This is a genomic window from Ruegeria sp. AL2 (assembly GCF_056540845.1).
Genome location: NZ_JBQFXM010000004.1, coordinates 224276 through 242344, shown reverse-complemented (window position 1 = coordinate 242344; position 18069 = coordinate 224276). Strand labels below are relative to the sequence as shown.

The window sequence follows — 18069 nt, the reverse complement described above, 5'->3', positions numbered from 1 at the left end:
CCGCATAGCGGGCAATGAATCCGGATCGGCCCTTGCAGTTGGACAAAATAAGAACAAATGTAAGGGCCTGACGCCCGGAGCCTACCTATGCCATACGCCCATTCCGACAAGACCCAATTGACCGCCGAAGACGTGCGCGCCCGCCTGAAACTGGAAGGCGGCAGGCAATTCGTGATGCATACCGAATTCAATCCGGCGGGCGATCAACCCACGGCGATCAAGGAACTGGCAGGCGGCGTGCTGGACGGGGAACGCGATCAGGTGCTGCTGGGCGCGACCGGAACGGGCAAGACCTTCACCATGGCCAAGGTGATCGAGGAAACCCAGCGCCCCGCCATCATCCTGGCCCCCAACAAAACGCTCGCCGCGCAGCTATACGGTGAATTCAAGGGCTTCTTCCCCGAAAACTCGGTGGAATATTTCGTGTCCTACTACGACTATTACCAACCCGAAGCTTATGTGCCGCGCTCTGACACCTACATCGAGAAAGAATCGCAGATCAACGAACAGATCGACCGGATGCGCCACTCGGCCACGCGAGCGCTGCTGGAACGCGATGACGTGATCATCGTCGCCTCGGTGTCGTGCATCTACGGTATCGGTTCGGTCGAAACCTACGGGGCGATGACGCAGGATCTGAAGGTCGGTCACGAATACGACCAGCGGCAGGTGATGGCCGATCTGGTGGCCCAGCAATACCGCCGCAACGATCAGGGGTTTCAGCGCGGCTCGTTCCGGGTGCGGGGCGACAGTCTGGAAATCTGGCCCGCCCACCTTGAAGACCGCGCCTGGAAACTGTCCTTCTTCGGCGAGGAACTGGAACAGGTCACCGAATTCGACCCGCTGACCGGCGAAAAGACCGACACGATGGACCATATCCGGGTCTATGCGAATTCCCACTATGTGACGCCGAAACCGACGATGCAGCAGGCGATCATCGGGATCAAAAAAGAACTGCGGATGCGCCTCGACCAGCTGGTCGGCGAAGGCAAACTGCTCGAGGCGCAGCGGCTGGAACAACGCACCAATTTCGATCTGGAAATGCTCGAGGCCACCGGCGTCTGCAACGGGATCGAGAACTATTCGCGCTATCTTACCGGCCGCGCACCGGGCGAGCCGCCCCCGACCCTGTTCGAATTCATCCCCGACAACGCCATCGTCTTTGCCGACGAATCCCATGTCAGTGTGCCGCAGATCGGCGGCATGTATCGGGGCGACTATCGGCGCAAGTTCACGCTGGCCGAACACGGGTTCCGCCTGCCGTCCTGCATGGACAACCGGCCTTTGAAGTTCGAGGAATGGGATGCCATGCGCCCGCAATCCGTCTTCGTCTCGGCCACCCCCGCCGCGTGGGAGCTCGACCAGACCGGCGGCGTCTTCACCGAACAGGTGATCCGCCCCACCGGCCTGCTGGACCCGCAGGTCGAAATCCGCCCCGTGTCGATGCAGGTCGACGACCTGCTGGACGAGGTGCGCAAGGTCGCCGCCGATGGCTATCGCACGCTGGTCACAACGCTGACGAAACGCATGGCCGAGGATCTGACCGAATACCTGCACGAACAGGGCATCAAGGTGCGCTACATGCATTCCGATATCGACACGCTGGAACGCATCGAGATTCTGCGCGACCTGCGTCTGGGCGCGTTCGACGTGCTGGTCGGCATCAACCTGCTGCGTGAAGGGCTCGACATTCCCGAATGCGGGCTGGTCGCCATTCTGGACGCCGACAAGGAAGGCTTTCTGCGGTCCGAGACCTCGCTGGTTCAGACCATCGGCCGCGCCGCGCGCAACGCCGATGGCCGGGTGATCATGTATGCCGACAAGATCACCGGTTCAATGGAACGCGCGCTGGCCGAAACCGACCGCCGCCGCGCCAAGCAGATGGCCTATAACGTGGAACACGGCATCACGCCCGCGACCGTGAAAAAGAATGTCGAGGATGTTCTGGCCGGGCTGTATGCGGGCGACGTGGACATGAACCGCGTCACCGCCACCATCGACAAGCCGATGCACGGCGCCAACCTCGAGGCGCACCTGAACGGGCTGCGCGACCAGATGCGAAAAGCCGCCGAGAACCTGGAGTTTGAAGAGGCCGCCAACATCCGCGATGAGATCAAACGCCTGGAAGCGGTCGATCTGGCCATCGCCGACGACCCCATGGCCCGCCAATGGGCGGTCGAGAAAGCCTCGGAAGACGCCGTGAAAACGCGCGGACGCTCAACGGCTGGACGGCCGGGGCAAAGGGGTGGGAATGTGAAGCGGAGGAAGCGGTAGGTTTAAACGCAACTGATGGTTGCAATTTGCCTAAAAGCAAGAAATCTATCTTCTTAGACAATCGGTTTAGGAAAGTTTTTTGATCACGCTTCTTATTGCAGTTGGGCTGCTCGGAACCATTTCACTCCTATCAATGGTTTGGGTATGGGTAAGTGTGCTCGCAGGATGGCGCGAAGCGTCGCCCGGCAGAAGTTTGTCAATGCTATGGTTCGTGCTCCTTTTGATGATCATCTGGGGACTTGGAGTAGATTCGGGCGTCGGTAGCTCACCAGTGCTGGCACTCACTATTTGGCCCGCCGCAGTCCTGTTTTTTCTAGGAACCGCTTTAACCGCGAGACTTTTCATTTTTATCATTGCGGCGTTGATGTTGCTGGTTTTGGTAGCCGCAGCCGCTTTGATCATGCCGGGCAAAGCAAAAGTGCCGATTATAATTGTTGGCGCAATGCTTACAGTAATAGGTCCGGTCGCGTTGCAAAACCTGCAAGTGCAATGGCAAATGAAAAGATATGCGAAAACATCCGAGTTACGCATCATAGAACGTTCGTCTTTGTTCAAGTCTATTCGGGAACGATCTGACGGTTACCAGTCCCCACATGGCGTCGCGTGTAACAGCGAGAATTGGCCGTTTCTTTGGAGTTATCGACACAGAGACTGGATCGCACTGCCGTCCAACACCCGTTACGGCGGTGATACTAAGGAAAGAGTTATGAGCGTTTGCCTGAGTAGGTAAGTCACATCCCACACTCCACCCTTGCAGCCCAGTGCGCACTCCTCCACGTTTGAAATCACAAATTGTGTTTCCAAGCGGTTGCCATGACGAACCCGAACACCCTGGCCAGACCGCATGAGGTCCAAATCGCTGTTCTCTCCAACTAAAAGAAAGGGCGGGAACCCCCGCCCGAACCGTTACCCCTTATCCCAATGGGCAATCACGTCGTACCCAACCGGCGTCGGCGGGCCTTCCATGAATTCGGCGAAATGGCCCCACAGCTCGGCCACTTTGGGCGCATTCGCGTTCGAGGTCGCCTCGCTTTCGACCACCGAAATCACATAGCCCGAACCATCCTCGTTCATCACATTGGTAAAACTGTGCATGCCGGGCATACCCATGATGTCGGATTTCAATTCATTCATCTTCGCCGTCGCCGCCTCGCGCGTACCGGGCTTCATTTTATATTGGGTAATTCGTGCAAACATCACTTTCCTCCGTCGTCTGGCAAAATTGCCATGTAACACGGCCGGAACGGCCCCGCCGCGCGTACTCTAGCACGGCAGTCCGAAATCTCGCATTGATACCGGCGATTTGCGCCGATTTTCAACCATACACCGCACTGCATCCGGGCGGCTGTCCCTTCAGGGTTGCAGCCTCGCCCCCAATGCGGTTGTTTTTGCACCGATGGATGCTTGATCCCAATCAATGTCGAAACGCGAATGCGTCGGCAAAGTGGGTCCCATGCAAACACAGAACCCAACCGGAATTGACGCCTACAAACCCGCCCAGATCGCCGAGCTGGTTGAAACCGCCGGTGTTGCCAAGGCACATCTCACGGTCAGCCAGACACTGACTCTGGCGATACTCGCGGGCGTGTTCATCGGCTTCGGCGGGGCCGCCTATACCATGGTCATGACCGGCGTTGACCCGGGGTTTGGACCGGCCCGGTTTCTGGGTGGGGTCGTGTTCTCGCTGGGCCTGATCCTTGTGGTCGTCGGCGGGGCCGAGCTGTTCACTGGAAATGCCCTGATGACTATCGCGGCGGTGGACCGGAAAATCTCGCCGCGCGCCCTGCTGCGCAACTGGGGCCTCGTGTATCTCGGGAATTTGGTCGGGTCTATCGCGCTGGCTCTGGCCTTCGCTGCAACCGGTTTGCTGGACGGGCCCATGGGGGCCACCGCATCAGCAATCGCAAATGGCAAGGCCGACCTCTCGGCCACCCAAGCCTTTACGCGCGGCGTTCTGTGCAACGCGCTGGTCTGCCTTGCCGTCTGGCTGAGCTTCGCGGCCAGATCGGTGGTGGGCAAGGTCATGGCGGTACTCTGGCCCATTGCAGCATTTGTCCTGTTGGGGCTCGAGCATTCCGTCGCCAATATGTACCTGCTGCCGCAGGGCGCGCTTGCGGGTGCCGACCTCGGTTTTGGCGCGGCCATGGGTAACCTCTTCTGGGTCACGATCGGCAATATTGTCGGCGGCGCAGGCGGCGTCGCGCTTGCCTATCGCTTTGCCTATCTGCGCAATACGCCCGGCTGAGCACGCGGTTTATCAGGTTTAGGGCAGGGATATCCCCACACTCCACCCTTGCACCCCGCTCCACCCTCCTCCACGTTTGAAATCACAAATTGTGATTCCAAACGGCTGCCATGACGAACCCGAAAAACCTGCCCAGCGCGCATGAGGTCCAAAGTGCCATTCACAGGGTGCGCGGCACCCGCGTGGTGCTGGCCGAGGATCTGGCGCAGTTCTACGGAAAATCCGTCAGTGCCTTCAATCAGGCCGTCTCGCGCAACACCAACCTGTTCGAAGGCTACCGCTTTCAGCTTTCCGATGCCGAGGTTGCCGATTTGCAATCACAGAATGTGATTTCAAAACCCAAAGGCCGCGGCGGGCGGCGGGTCAATCCGTGGGTCTATACCGATTACGGCGTGGCCATCGCCTCGGCCCTGTTCAAGGACCCGCGCGCGATCAAGATCACGCGGATGATCACCGAAGCCTTTGTCGATGGCGCGAACGCCCTGGCCGAGACCCCGCGCAGCGTGCCGGAAATCCTGCCCCCCGAACAGGCCCCTGCCCCGCTGCTGCCCAATGGCGACCAACTGCGCGAACTGGCCGAAAACATCCTCGATTCCGGGCAGCAGAGCCTTGTCGATTATATCGCCAACCCCACTACCAAACGCCAACAGGCCGTGGCGGTGATCATGAAGACGCTGGCCGAAACCGCCGGGGAAGAGGTCCGCACCCAACAGGAACGCCTGCGTCTGCGTATCGCCGAACGGCTGGCCACCGGCGATTATGCCAGTGACGACGACCGCAAAGGGTTGTTGGAACTGCTACAGGCGATGAAAGGCTAGACCCTTCCCCCGAATTCAGGGGCGCACGAACTTGGCGCTTCCCACCGACCGTTCGCGCGGCTTCGGCTGGTCCTGCGCCTGCACGCTGGTCGCACGTGGCAGCTCCAGCTCGGCATACCCGCAGGCCACCCCGTCACCATCCGGATCGTTGCGCTCATGATAACCCGGCTGTCCTGCGCGGAACGGCCCGATCCCCATGGCCTGCGTCGCATCACATCCCGCCAGCGCGAACAGGTGGATCACCGCCTCGTCCCGCTCATAGCCCGAGGTGCGCAGAAAGACGCCCGTGGCAATCAGCGCGGTCGTCAGCGGCAGCAGCAGAACCATGACCAGTATCCTCAGCGGGGACAGCGCCTGCCGCCGCGCCGCCTCGGCACGCTGGTGTCGTTTGGCCGAGCGCGGGTTCAGGTCAGGTGCTTCCTGCGTTGGTTTCTTGAACAACATGCCCAGACCAATAAGGGCAATATGTGGCAAAGCCGAGGCAACACAGTTCCACCGGGTTCAAAAAATCTGGCCCGGCCCGAAACCGCCGCCCGCACAGGCACAACGCGGCTTACTGTCAGTGATGTCCGACCGTCACCGGACCACATGCACCGCGCAAGGGGCGTGGCGCACAATATGGGACGCGGTGGATCCCAGCAGCAGATCCTGCATCCCCGGCCGGTGCGAGGCCACGATGATCAGGTCCGGGTGATGCGCCTCGGCCCAGTCCAGAATGGTCCGGCCGGAATGCCCTTCGATCACGACGCCCGTGGCATTCGGCAATTGCGACGCCAGCGTATCAAGCTCTGACTGAATCGCCTTTCGGGCCTCGGTCAGATATTCGGACGGCATGTACGAGATTGCATAATTTGGAATATGCTCAACCACATGCAGCAATGTGACCTGCGCGTCCGGCGTGGCCAGAACCCGGGCCAGTTTCAACGGCCCGGACGTGTCTCTTTCAGCATCGAAAGAGATCGGAACGAGAATGTTGTGATACATAGCATGCGCCTCCGTTTTGCAGGCTTACTTTGAAACAGACATGCACGGCAGGCTTTGATTCAGGTCAGGTAGAGCCAAATGTCTCTGCAACGTCATACATGACCGGCTCAAAGCTCTTGCACAGCTCGTTGATCTTGCGGTTGCGGTCGCGCATCTCGGCGGTCCGCAGCATGGCCAGGAAATCCTCGCGGCGTTGCCATTGCGAATAGTTGGCAATCCGGGTTTGCGCATCATTCACATGAAGCCCGGCAGAAACAAAGCCGGGCTGCTTCGAGATGAACTCGGAATAGGCGTCGGTCAGCGCCTCCAAAAGGTCCTGACAGGTGCCGGGCGTCATTTCAAACGTGGTGATAACTGTCTGAACACTGGCGTTTTTGGCGATTTTCGGCATCGGGATTCTCCATTTCTTTCCCCAAGCCTAGCACATCAGATTGAAACGTCGCCTATTTCCTTGCCGCTGCGCCAATCCGCGCTTTTCTGCGCCCGTTTGTCAGGCGGCTGGCCACCCGGTATGGGCGACCAGCCGCTGTTTCAACGCTCCATGCGCATCGTGACCGAGACTTCGCCTTTCAGGTGATCCGGCCAGCGCAGAATAAGACTGTCACCACTGGCCCCCTGTTCGGTCAAAACATGAGGGACCGAATAGACAAGGTTGTTGAACACCCCGGTCAGCGACCCGATGGCAGTGACCCCATCGCAGCCGCGCGCCTTGCCGCCAAATGGCAATTCCCCGTTTGCCGAAACAGACCAGACATTCGCGACCGAGTTCTGCTGGCTGCGGACGCGCAGCGGGTTCGATGATCTCTTGGCAATCCCGTGATAGGTATTGTTCTCGTAGGTCACGTTCGAATGCCTGTTATTGTCCAGATCGGCAAAAGATGTATCGACCCGTTCCGCCCGATCAATCGAACCGCTGGTGGCACGGAACTTGTTGCCGGTCACCGTCACGCCATTCAGGTAATGGCCAGCGCCATAGGGGCGGATGATAATATAGCTGAACCAGGCCGGTGCATCGCTCGAGAAAAAGATATTGTCCGTGATGCTCATCGAACTGAACGAAAACCCGCTGGTATAGGTGGGCGCCGCATCCCGTTCATTGGTCCATTCGATAAAGCAGTTGTCGACATAGTTCTCGGCAATGGTCGAGGTGTTGTAGGTGCCGATCATGATCAGCCCTGCGGTACGGACCCCCTGCGGGATGCCGTCGCCCTGAAAGAAATGGTTGCCCAGAACCACGTTGGTACCGCCGCCCAGAACGGCAAAATGCTTGAACCGCACCGCCCGATTGTGACGCAGCTTCACGTCGTTCGAGTTGGTGTTCAGCCCGATGGAATTCCGGTCCGTCACGTCAAGCGCTTCTTCTGAGGACAAGAACTGGCAATTGTCGATCAGCAGCCCCTTGCACCCCGTCGCGGTCGAGGTCAGACCCCGATCCTTCGGGCGACTGATAAAACAGTCTTTCAGCGAAAACGTACTGCCCGAAGCCGCCAGACGAATGCCGCTGCACCGGCTGTTGCACTGAAACTCGATCTGCTCCATGCCGAACTTCCGCAACGTATCGAAACCGCTGAAATCCAGCAGGTATTTGAACGACTGAAAGGTAAAGGTCTGGGTACCGGCGGCGTCATAGATGGGCGCGCTCAGGGTCATCTCACCGGCGCCTATGTTCTTCGAGCGCACGTAAACCTCACGCCCGACACCACTGCCCTCAACCAGCGATCCCACGGGAATATTGGCCACATTGGCGACATTGGTCAGACGTGTCTTGTCCAGGGGGTCATAGGTGGCGACAGAGGTGAAGGTTTCTGTGTCCCAGGCGGTTCCGCTTTTGACATCGAACTGCCCGTTGCGGATCACGCGCCGCGTGGAAAAGCCGCTTTGCTTGTTGGGAACCGCAGCGGCCATGTCGATCGGCGCGGAAACTGAAATCTTGCGCCCGCCCAGATCCAGCGAATCGTGGTCCGAATTGTTCAGCAGCGCCTGAAACGCCTTCTTGAAGGCCAGCTCCTCATCTCCGAACGCCTCGATATATGCGGGCAGATGGAAATCCTTGGTCAGCAACAGCATCTTGTCATCCGGCATGGTGACGGTGCCTTCGAATTCAATCTCCGCATCGATGCTGGTGTTCTCCGCAAGGTGATAGGTGCCTTGCGGAACAAAGACCCGGCGGCCACCGGCGGCCTGATCCGCCGCCTCAAACGCAACCGAGTCATCCGTCACACCGTCACCAACCGCACCAAAGTCGCGCACGTCGACCAGGCTGATCATCTCGCGCAGAAAGAACCCGGTGACATCTGTGATCTCAAGATCATCGACGCGCACCAGCGCGCCGTTGGCCCCTTCGAGATCCAGGCCGAAATGCCCGTAAAGGGCGGCCAGCCCCCAGGGCATGTCCACGCCCGGGCGCTGGCCGGTGCCGACAATCGCGGTGATCTCGTGTACCGTGCCATAGCCCGACAGCTGGGTGGCAGGCCCCTGTTCCACAACACCGGCTACGTGCACATCACCCGCGCCACCGGCCCAGGCTGCAATACGCACCGACGGCAACGGACCGCTGATCGCCTTGACCCGGGCTTTGATCTGCAAATAGCAACCGGGCAGGATCGGTGTCTGCCCCATGTAACGCAATTGCTGCGTTGTGTTGACCTTCAGGATTTCAAGACAACCGGCAAAATCCGCATCCGCCGGAACAAATACCCCCGTGCCGGACCCGCCATATGTGGGCGATCCGGGTGTTCCGTCCCCCGCAGACCAAACCGTCAGACCATTCGCGAATTGAGGCGGCATGAACACGATGCCGTCGGTGATTGCCTTGTTCATAGAAAACCCTTTCCCAATCGCGTCGCGCAAATCCGGCGACGCGTCCAAACCCCGTGTTCAGGTCCGCCCCGAACGCGGCAGTCTGGATATCGAAAAGGAATTAATCACGGCTCATATCACCGTGACGGTGGTGTTGCCTCAGGCCGCAGGGTCAGCGGCACCCAACAGTTGCACCCCGTTGATCTTCCAGCCTTCCGTCAGCGGGATCATCTGATAGTCCAGAAGATGCACCCGCCCGTTACCGTCCGTAATCATCACCTTCTGCCACAGCGCGCCATCAACCTCGCGCAGTTCCAGAAAACGCACATCGGCAGGACGCCAGACCATGGGATAGCCATTGCGCACCATCGCGCCGAAATTGTCGGGGTTTCGAAACAGACGCTGGATGCTGGGGCTGGCAAAGGTGAAGGCGGTCGCAAAGTCATCCGCCCGGAAGGCCTGTATCTGCGCCGCGATATTGGCCTCGATCTCGGCACTCTGCGCAAACGCGCCCGACGCCAGCCCGGCGCTCAGGGATAATGCAAGCAATAATCGACGCATGGGGCCACCTCCTGTGCCAAGGATAGCCCCATGCCGGTTCAGGTCAAATCAGACCAGCTCTCCGGCCAGTGCCTTGTCGATCAGCGCGATGGTCTCGGGCACGCCGTAAAGCGCGATAAAACCCCCGAAGCGCGGCCCTTGCGAGGCCCCCAGCAGCACCTCATAAAGCGCCGAGAACCATCCTTTCATTGGATCAAACCGCTCGCGGCCGATGGCATAGACCACCGATTGCAACGCTTCATCCTCGGTCGGGCCATCATACGCCTCAAGCGCCGCTTTCAGCGCTTCCAGCGCCTCGCGCTCCTGATCCGTCGGCGCGCGATGCTTGCGCGTCGGCTTGACGAAATCGTTGAAGTACCGCACGGCGAAACCAGCAGCCTTGTCCAGATCGGGATGGCTCTCTGCCGTTGCCTCGGGCGCATAGCGGCGAATAAAGCCCCACAGCGCCTCCTTGTCTTCGGCACCGGAAACCGATGCCAGATTCAGCAGCATCGCAAAGGGAACGATCAGGGTCGATTCCGGCACGTCGCCGCCGTGAATATGCCAGACCGGGTTGTTCAACTGGGCCTTCAGGTCCTGCCCCGGATAGGCGCGCAGCTGCTGATGATACTCATCATAGGCTTTCGGGATCACGTCGAAATGCATCCGCTTGGCCGTCTTGGGCTTCTGGTACATGAAATAAGCCAGCGACTCGGTCGGCGCATAGGTCAGCCATTCGTCAATCGACACACCATTGCCCGACGATTTCGAAATCTTCTGTCCGTTCTCATCCAAAAACAGCTCATAGCTGAAATGCTCGGGCGCGCGGCCACCCAAGGCCCGGCAGATCCCGTCATAGATCTTTTCGTTGGTCGCGTGTTCCTTGCCGTACATCTCGAAATCAACGCCCAGTGCCGCCCAGCGCGCCCCGAAATCCGGCTTCCATTGCAGCTTCACGTTGCCGCCGGTGACGGGAACGGTCCATTCCTTGCCGTCTTCATCATCGAAGGTAACGGTATAGGTTTCGGCGCAGACCTTTTTCATCGGCACATACAGAACCCGCCCGGTTTCCGGGTGGATCGGCAGGAAGATCGAATAGGTCTGCTGGCGTTCTTCCCGCAGGCTTTTCAACATGATGGCCATCACGTCGTCGTAGCGTTCAACCGCACGCTTCAGAATCTCGTCGAACTGGCCCGAGCGATAAAAGTCGCGCGCCGAGTAGAACTCGTATTCGAACCCGAAGGTATCAAGGAACCGGCGCAACATCGCGTTGTTGTGTTCGCCAAAGCTGTCAAATTCGCCAAACGGATCAGGAACCGAGGTCAGCGGGCGCTGCAAATGCTCTTCCAGCGCCTCGGGGTTCGGCACGTTGCTGGGAACCTTGCGCATCCCGTCCAGATCGTCCGAAAAACAGATCAGCTTGGCCGGGATATCCGACAGCGCTTCAAAGGCGCGCTTGACCATCGTGGTCCGCGCCACCTCGCCGAACGTGCCGATATGCGGCAGGCCCGACGGGCCGTATCCGGTTTCAAACAGCACATACCCCTTTTCCGGAGCACCTTTCTGATAGCGTTTAAGCAACCGGCGCGCCTCTTCAAAGGGCCAGGCCTTGGACGACATCGCGGTTTCGCGCAGTTCAGACATTTCAATGTGCTCCATTGGGGAAACGGTCGCGGCTGCACCACGCAACCCGACCGGGTCCTCCTATTGTGCCAGTGCAGCATGAGTCAATAAAGCACCCGTGTTTTAACTGCCCGGAACCCGTGGAAAACCGCCTTGTCACGGGGTTTTGCCGCTAAATGACTGTACTGCCCGCCCTCAGCCTCTGATCCACGCCAGGAGCGTCCGCAATCCCGTACCGGTTTTTCCATCCGCAAGCCTTACTCCAGCCACACTCATAAGATGGGTTTGGCGCGCGAAACATAAAAGACACGGGCGACAGGCTTTGACCTGACCCGGATATTTCACGTGTTTGCACTGCGGTGCTACGATAGAAAGACGCCGGGAAACCTCCCCGGGACCAAAGGAAACTAGATGCGACGCGAAACCAGCAACCTAATCCGCTTTGTGCTCGAGGATATCGTCCCGCCGATCCTTCGCGACAGCGCCGCTTTTCACTGGCTTGCGCGCCGTGTCTGGGGGGAACACATTACCCGGCTGGCAGCGTTCCGCGAACGCGCGCCTTTTCTGACGGACGAAGAATACGAAACGCTCTACCGGGAACACCCGCGCGTGCATGATGGTACTGACAATTCCGACGCCTGCATTGACCGGATCGCCAGCGACATTGTTGGCAACAGCATCTGCGACGTCGGCTGCGGCACCGGGGCTCTGCTGCAACGCATCCGCGCCCTGCGCCCGGACATCACGGCCATGACCGGTGTCGATTTCGTTATCGATGACGCTGAAGCCATCGAAAACATCAGATATGTTGCCGCCCGGATCGAAGACCTGCCTTTTGAGGATAACAGTTTCGACACGGTCATCTGCACCCATGTGATCGAACATCTGCTGGATTACCGCCGTGCCATCGCTGAATTGCGCCGGGTCGCGCGCAAGCGGGTTATCATCGTGGTCCCGCGCGAACGGGAATATCGCTACAGCTTCAACCCGCATTTCAATTTCTTTCCCTACACCCACAGCTTTCTGCGCGCCGTGCATCCTAGCCCCAGCCTTCACACCTGCGAGGATATCGGGCGTGACATCTATTACTGCGAGGATCGACCGGCCGAGGAATCCACCGGAAAGCCCCTCAAGGATCAGGCTGCATGAGCGCAACCGCACCCACAGCACTGGTCTGGACCGGGCTGCTTCTGACACCTGTCATGATTTCGGTCGGACAGGTATTGTTCAAACTCGCTGGCGGGCGGATCGAGGGTCGCACCGCGACCGGTGCGATGGGGCTGTTGCATACCCTGCTCGACCCTTTCTTGCTCGTCGCGCTGGCGATTTACGGCACTGCAACGATACTCTGGATTTACGTCCTCAGGCATGTGCCGCTGTCGCAGGCCTATCCGTTCATGGCCCTAAGCTTTGTCTTGGTCCCCCTCGCCTCGTGGCTGTTCTTCGGTGAAACGCTGGGGCTGCGCTATTGGATCGGGGCGGGCCTTTTGCTCGGCGGTATGGCGGTAATGAACACCTGACCGGTTCAACCTGCCGCACAGTGGGGCAAAACAAGATGTTGAACCTGCCTTGCCCCCCTTCTATCCTGCGCCATTGACGAACCCCAAGCAGGATGCACCGAATGACCGAGCAAGTTCCCCACCCGATGTCCCCACAGGATTGCCTTGTGGCGATCATGGTTGCGATCTCGGCCTCCGACGAAAACATCCGAACTGCTGAACTAGTCAAGATCGAGGTCGCCGTGAACATGTTGCCGGTCTTCGCCGGGTACGACATCGACCGGATGCGCCACGTGTCGCAGGTCGTGTTTGACCTGTTCGAACAGGAAGACGGGCTGGATGCGCTGTTTGGCCTGATCCGGGACAACCTGCCCGAACGCCTGAACGAAACGGCCTATGCTCTGGCCTGTGACGTCGCTGCCGCTGACGGAACGCTGGCCGAAACCGAACTGCGCCTGCTGGAAGAAATCCGGTACGAGCTGAACATCGACCGCCTGCACGCGGCCGCGATCGAGCGCGGGGCCAGGGCGCGCCATACCGTCTGACGCCCGCTTCAGGCGGGTTTCAGGTTTCAGCTTCCATAAAGTGACCCCCAGCGCTCCAGCAAAGCGCGCTGCAATTTTCGCGATCTGCTGTTCCAGCTGCGTGCACCGTCCGGGCGCTCACGCTGCGCGCGTGGGATCGTTGCGCGATGGTCCACGTCGGCGGTGAATATCGCAAAGGCCAGATCGACCCCGTCCGCAGTCGTCAGGAAACCGCCCAACCCGGATACAAAGTTCAATGTCCCTGTCTTGGCATCAACCTTGATCGGGTGGTTCTTGACGGGCCGCCCGTTCCGGTCGGTCAGTGCAAAAGGTTTCATCAAGGGCCGCAACATCCCCGACTTCTGTGTTGCGACAAGGGCCGCAACCAAATCCTCCGGTACCATGCGCGAGGCATCGCTCAGACCCGAATGATCGACCATGGCGATTCCTGTCACGCCGAAACGACTGGCGGCCCACCGGTTCATCTCGGCTGCCGAATCCGCCAGGGTGTGCGGGTTAACACCGCGCGCCCTGGTCGCGGCCAGCCCGACCATCTCGGCCGTCAGGTTGGTCGAGTATTTCAGCATCCCGCGCAGGACACGATCCAAACTGTCGCTGCGATGCACCACAAGATCGACACCCTGCACGCTCTGGCGTGTCACCTGAACGCGCTTCAAAACGATCCCGTTCGACCGCGCCAAGGTGCGAAATACATCGCCCGCGTACAAAGCGGGCTTGCGCACCGGCAACCAGCGGGCCCCGCCATTGCCCAGCGCGCCCTTGGCCACGGTCCAGCGATCCTGCCGCGCGCTTGCCTGATAGGTATAGATCGGCAGGCTACGATCCTCGACCCGCATGGCCGAGGCATCCACCGCAGGCACATAACGCTCACTGCGGGCATCCATGGTTATGTCATAGCCACTCCCTGCGCGTTTCCATTCGAAATGGACGCGATTGAAGTTCAGGGAAATGCCGCTGACGGCCGGGCTATAGCCCACATGATCCGGCTGCTCGGGATCGATGCTGAACACATAAGGCAACGCCCCGTCGTAAACCCTGAACGCGCCGCGCACTTCGATAATCCCGGCCTCGCGCAAATTGGCCGCCATCGTAGCCAGCGCATCCGTATCCAGCAGCGGGTCACCGCCCCCAACCAGAATCAAATCGCCGTGCAAAACGCCCTTCTCGATCCGGCCATCCGCCACCAGACGGGTCTCGAACCGGTGTTCCGGCCCCAGAACGTCCAGCGCATAAAGCGCGGTCATTGCCTTTCCGACGCTGGCCGGGGGCAGACTTGCGCCCTCGCCAAACACTTCCAGCTGCGCCCCGGTCGCCACATCCGCAACTGCAAACACAACCTCGCCCTTCAGGCCTGCTGCGGCCACCAATCGCTCGGCGCCGCTTAATATGACCCCGCGCGCCTGCGGCCTAAGCGATACAAGCGGCGCCTGCGCAAGGCCCGCTGCCGGGATCAGGGACGCCCCTAATCCCCCCAGAAACAAACGACGTGAATAACGACCAGCCATAGCCGAATTAAAATCCCACAGATCAAAAGCACACAACCACTGTGTTAGATTATGCGCCCGTTGGGGCTATTCCGGCAACACTTCTGCGCCCCATTCGCCGCGCGTCCGGAGTTCGGTCGAACTGACATCGATCATCGGCACGTTCACGAAACACCAGGCCGGAGCCTGCGCCTGCCCCAAAAGGTGCCGCGCCTGCCCGTCAATCCGGTACTTCGCATAAACCCGCGCCGCAGGTGACATCCGGGCCGAGATCCGCTCACCCGGCCGCGCCACCACGCCCACCGGCACAGTGTCCATGATCAGCCGCCAGTCTTTCCAGCGATGAAACTGCGCCAGATTGTCCGCGCCCATCAGCCAGACAAACCGCACCTGCGGGTAAAGCCGCCTGAGCGCTGTCAGAGTGTCCGCCGTCGCCCGCGTGCCGACCAGCGCCTCGATATCCGTCACGTCGACCTTCGGATGCTGCATCACCCGCCGCGCCGCCGCCATGCGCCGCGCGATCGGCGCAGGCCCCCGCTCTTTCAACGGATTGCCGGGTGACACCAGCCACCACGCCCGATCCAACCCAAAGGCCTTCATCGCCTCACGCGTCACATGCACATGGCCCTGATGCGGCGGATCGAATGACCCGCCGAACAACCCAACGACCTGCCCGGGCCGCGCGTAAGGGATGTCGTACCGCTCCATAACCTGCTGATGTTCAGAACCGGGCCGCGTTGTCAATCAATCGGTTGCACGGCGTCGCCCAGCGCAACCCGCCCCGGCCTGACAACTTCGGCGCACCATCCCCCATGCCCCCGCACGGCAGAATAGCCGCCCTTGCCCAGCGCCTCTTCCATCCGGCTGCATGGCGCACAGATCACGGTAAAGCGCAAAACCGCCTCACCCACCTGCACCTCACGCCCCTTGAGCGCGGCCAGATTGATGCCCGAAACCACCAGATTGCGCCGCAGGGTTTCGGGGGCAACCGGTCCTTGCCCCAGATAAGAGCCAATGGCCGCCAGATGCTCCCGCTGGATCAAAGAAACCGCCCGCTTACCCACACGGCCCCGGTCACCGTCGAGCCCATCGGCTGCGACCACCGCCTCCCTCACCACCTCCACCCCAACCCGCCGCTCGGGCCGCAGGCCAATCCACTCCACCCGCCCCGGTTGCGCCCAGCCTGATATCAGTTCCGCCAGTTCCACCACTTCATGCCCCTCATACAGCCCGGCAAACCTAGCCCATACGGATTCGGGACGAAATTCACAAAACCACCAGCTTGCCCCGCCCGCCCCGCTCGGATATCCAGCGTTTCAACCCAAATTCCCGACCCAGAGGACGCGACATGGCCGCCTATCAATATGTCTACCACATGCAGGGTGTCTCCAAGACCTATCCCGGTGGCAAGAAGTGCTTTGAAAACATCCACCTCAGCTTTCTGCCCGGTGTGAAAATCGGTGTTGTCGGCGTCAACGGCGCGGGTAAATCGACGCTGATGAAGATCATGGCCGGCCTCGACACTGACTTCACAGGTGAGGCATGGGCCGCCCAAGGTGCCAAGGTCGGTTACCTGCCGCAGGAACCGCAGCTGGATGAAACGCTCACCGTCCGCGAAAACGTCATGCTGGGCGTGGCCGCGAAAAAGGCCAAGGTCGACCGCTTCAACGAGATTGCCATGGAGATCGCCGAGAATTACTCGGACGAGCTGATGGAGGAAATGACAACCCTGCAGGACGCCATCGACGCGGAAAACCTCTGGGACCTCGACAGCCAGATCGACGTGTCGATGGAGGCACTGCGCTGCCCGCCGGACGACGCCAACATCGCCAACCTTTCGGGCGGTGAAAAACGCCGCGTGGCGCTCTGCAAGCTGCTGCTCGAAGCGCCCGACATGCTGCTGCTCGACGAACCGACCAACCACCTCGACGCCGAGACCATCGCCTGGTTGCAACAGCACCTGATCGACTACAAGGGCACCATCCTGATCGTCACCCACGACCGTTATTTCCTCGATGACATCACCGGCTGGATCCTCGAACTCGATCGTGGCCGCGGCATCCCTTACGAGGGCAACTACTCCGCATGGCTGGAACAAAAAGCCAAACGGCTGGAGCAGGAAGCCCGCGAGGACAAATCCAAGCAGAAGACCCTGCAACGCGAACTGGAATGGATGCGTCAGGGCCAGAAGGCCCGTCAGGCCAAATCCAAGGCCCGGATCAACGCCTATAACGAGCTGGCCGAACAGTCCGAGCGCGAAAAGCTGACCCGCGCCCAGATCGTCATCCCCAACGGCCAGCGCCTCGGCGGCAAGGTGATCGAGGTCGAGGGCCTGTCGAAGCACATGGGCGACAAGCAACTGATCGAAGGGCTGGATTTCGCCCTGCCCCCCGGCGGCATCGTCGGCGTCATCGGCCCCAACGGTGCCGGTAAATCGACGCTCTTCAAGATGCTCACCGGTCAGGAACAGCCCGACAGCGGCACCATCACGTTGGGCGACACGGTCGAGCTGTCTTATGTCGACCAGTCCCGCGACGACCTGAAAGACAACGACACCGTGTGGGAGGCGATCACCGGCGGTGCCGAGATCATTCAGCTGGGCGACGCGCAGGTCAATTCCCGCGCCTATTGCTCGTCCTTCAACTTCAAGGGCGGCGACCAGCAGAAAAAGGTCTCGCTGCTATCCGGGGGTGAGCGCAACCGCGTCCACATGGCCCGCCTGCTGAAAGAGGGCGGCAACGTCCTGCTGCTTGACGAACCCACAAACGACCTCGACGTCGAAACCCTGCGTGCGCTGGAGGACGCGCTGGTCGATTTCGCTGGCTGCGCCGTCGTCATCTCACACGACCGCTTCTTCCTCGACCGGATTTGCACGCATATTCTGGCGTTCGAGGGCGATGCCCATGTGGAATGGTTCGAGGGCAACTTCGAGGATTACGAAGAGGATAAGAAGCGGCGGTTGGGGCCTGATGCGCTGGAGCCTAAGCGGTTGAAGCATAAGAAGTTTGCGCGGTAAACTTTGTCAATAACTTGGGAAAGAACACCTGAAGACGTCCCCTTTCTGGACGGCGAGAGAACGATTGATTTCGTCATAGGCGAATACGACTATTCGTTGACACTTCGACCTCTCTCGCCCAACAAGCTGCTTTTCGCGGATGACAGCCGAACCGAAGATTGGATCGTGGAAATTGTCAAAACAAATGGAGAATTGCTGCAGTTGCATGGATGTGCGTTCAGCGTTCCTGGCGCGGAATACAC

18 protein-coding genes are annotated in these 18069 nt (G+C 60.0%); 8 read left to right on the top strand and 10 right to left on the bottom strand.

Annotated elements, in window-relative coordinates; genetic code table 11:
* Positions 1-87 precede the first annotated feature (87 nt).
* The gene (gene uvrB / locus ACR0ID_RS08465) at positions 88-2274 is read left to right on the top strand and encodes an excinuclease ABC subunit UvrB (protein ID WP_480604834.1); all 2187 of its coding nucleotides are present in this window, start codon (positions 88-90) and stop codon (positions 2272-2274) included.
* 79 nt (positions 2275-2353) lie between these two features.
* On the top strand, positions 2354-3004 hold the full coding sequence (locus ACR0ID_RS08460; RefSeq protein ID WP_480483289.1) for a hypothetical protein: 651 nt from the start codon (positions 2354-2356) through the stop codon (positions 3002-3004).
* Positions 3005-3180: 176 nt separating this feature from the next.
* Here ACR0ID_RS08460 and ACR0ID_RS08455 read toward each other — a convergent pair whose 3' ends face one another.
* On the bottom strand, positions 3181-3471 hold the full coding sequence (locus tag ACR0ID_RS08455) for an antibiotic biosynthesis monooxygenase family protein (protein WP_209507883.1): 291 nt from the start codon (positions 3469-3471) through the stop codon (positions 3181-3183).
* A gap of 256 nt (positions 3472-3727) precedes the next feature.
* Between ACR0ID_RS08455 and ACR0ID_RS08450 the strand changes: the two genes are divergently transcribed.
* Together ACR0ID_RS08450 and ACR0ID_RS08445 are read left to right on the top strand one after the other, a co-directional pair.
* On the top strand, positions 3728-4519 hold the full coding sequence (locus ACR0ID_RS08450; protein ID WP_480518569.1) for a formate/nitrite transporter family protein: 792 nt from the start codon (positions 3728-3730) through the stop codon (positions 4517-4519).
* A gap of 110 nt (positions 4520-4629) precedes the next feature.
* Positions 4630-5337 (top strand): ORF6N domain-containing protein, encoded by a 708-nt coding sequence (locus ACR0ID_RS08445; protein ID WP_480604832.1) that lies wholly within the window; start codon positions 4630-4632, stop codon positions 5335-5337.
* 15 nt (positions 5338-5352) lie between these two features.
* Here ACR0ID_RS08445 and ACR0ID_RS08440 read toward each other — a convergent pair whose 3' ends face one another.
* The 6 genes from ACR0ID_RS08440 to ACR0ID_RS08415 form a co-directional block, all read right to left on the bottom strand.
* Positions 5353-5781 (bottom strand): excalibur calcium-binding domain-containing protein, encoded by a 429-nt coding sequence (locus ACR0ID_RS08440; RefSeq protein WP_480518567.1) that lies wholly within the window; start codon positions 5779-5781, stop codon positions 5353-5355.
* 132 nt (positions 5782-5913) lie between these two features.
* Positions 5914-6321 (bottom strand): universal stress protein, encoded by a 408-nt coding sequence (locus tag ACR0ID_RS08435; RefSeq protein ID WP_480475256.1) that lies wholly within the window; start codon positions 6319-6321, stop codon positions 5914-5916.
* Between the two features lie 64 nt (positions 6322-6385).
* Positions 6386-6712, bottom strand: coding sequence for an antibiotic biosynthesis monooxygenase family protein (locus ACR0ID_RS08430; protein WP_480475254.1), 327 nt, complete (start codon positions 6710-6712; stop codon positions 6386-6388).
* A gap of 140 nt (positions 6713-6852) precedes the next feature.
* The gene (locus ACR0ID_RS08425; RefSeq protein WP_480604830.1) at positions 6853-9141 is read right to left on the bottom strand and encodes a glycosyl hydrolase family 28-related protein; all 2289 of its coding nucleotides are present in this window, start codon (positions 9139-9141) and stop codon (positions 6853-6855) included.
* A 138-nt stretch (positions 9142-9279) separates the two neighbouring features.
* A complete protein-coding gene (locus ACR0ID_RS08420) occupies positions 9280-9681 on the bottom strand; it encodes a DUF4864 domain-containing protein (RefSeq protein ID WP_480475250.1) in 402 nt (133 codons plus the stop codon).
* Between the two features lie 48 nt (positions 9682-9729).
* Positions 9730-11304, bottom strand: coding sequence for a lysine--tRNA ligase (locus ACR0ID_RS08415; RefSeq protein WP_480604828.1), 1575 nt, complete (start codon positions 11302-11304; stop codon positions 9730-9732).
* Positions 11305-11694: 390 nt separating this feature from the next.
* Here ACR0ID_RS08415 and ACR0ID_RS08410 point away from each other — a divergent pair, with 390 nt between their 5' ends.
* The 3 genes from ACR0ID_RS08410 (at position 11695) to ACR0ID_RS08400 (ending at position 13327) form a co-directional block, all read left to right on the top strand.
* The gene (locus ACR0ID_RS08410) at positions 11695-12432 is read left to right on the top strand and encodes a class I SAM-dependent methyltransferase (protein WP_480604826.1); all 738 of its coding nucleotides are present in this window, start codon (positions 11695-11697) and stop codon (positions 12430-12432) included.
* Positions 12429-12803, top strand: coding sequence for an EamA family transporter (locus tag ACR0ID_RS08405; protein WP_480604824.1), 375 nt, complete (start codon positions 12429-12431; stop codon positions 12801-12803). The genes ACR0ID_RS08410 and ACR0ID_RS08405 overlap by 4 nt, the downstream gene beginning before the upstream one ends.
* 101 nt (positions 12804-12904) lie before the next feature.
* Positions 12905-13327, top strand: a complete 423-nt coding sequence (locus tag ACR0ID_RS08400; protein ID WP_480475242.1) for a tellurite resistance TerB family protein — start codon at positions 12905-12907, stop codon at positions 13325-13327.
* A 26-nt stretch (positions 13328-13353) separates the two neighbouring features.
* Here the strand turns inward: ACR0ID_RS08400 and dacB are convergent, their stop codons facing one another.
* The 3 genes from dacB to ACR0ID_RS08385 all read right to left on the bottom strand — a co-directional run bounded on the left by dacB (position 13354) and on the right by ACR0ID_RS08385 (position 16022).
* On the bottom strand, positions 13354-14832 hold the full coding sequence (gene dacB / locus ACR0ID_RS08395; protein WP_480604822.1) for a D-alanyl-D-alanine carboxypeptidase/D-alanyl-D-alanine endopeptidase: 1479 nt from the start codon (positions 14830-14832) through the stop codon (positions 13354-13356).
* 66 nt (positions 14833-14898) lie between these two features.
* The gene (locus ACR0ID_RS08390; protein WP_480518555.1) at positions 14899-15519 is read right to left on the bottom strand and encodes a nicotinate-nucleotide adenylyltransferase; all 621 of its coding nucleotides are present in this window, start codon (positions 15517-15519) and stop codon (positions 14899-14901) included.
* A 32-nt stretch (positions 15520-15551) separates the two neighbouring features.
* A complete protein-coding gene (locus ACR0ID_RS08385) occupies positions 15552-16022 on the bottom strand; it encodes an MOSC domain-containing protein (RefSeq protein ID WP_480604820.1) in 471 nt (156 codons plus the stop codon).
* A gap of 137 nt (positions 16023-16159) precedes the next feature.
* On the opposite strand from ACR0ID_RS08385, the gene ettA reads away from it, so the two are divergent.
* Positions 16160-17827, top strand: coding sequence for an energy-dependent translational throttle protein EttA (ettA, locus tag ACR0ID_RS08380; RefSeq protein ID WP_480604818.1), 1668 nt, complete (start codon positions 16160-16162; stop codon positions 17825-17827).
* Positions 17828-18069: the final 242 nt, after the last annotated feature.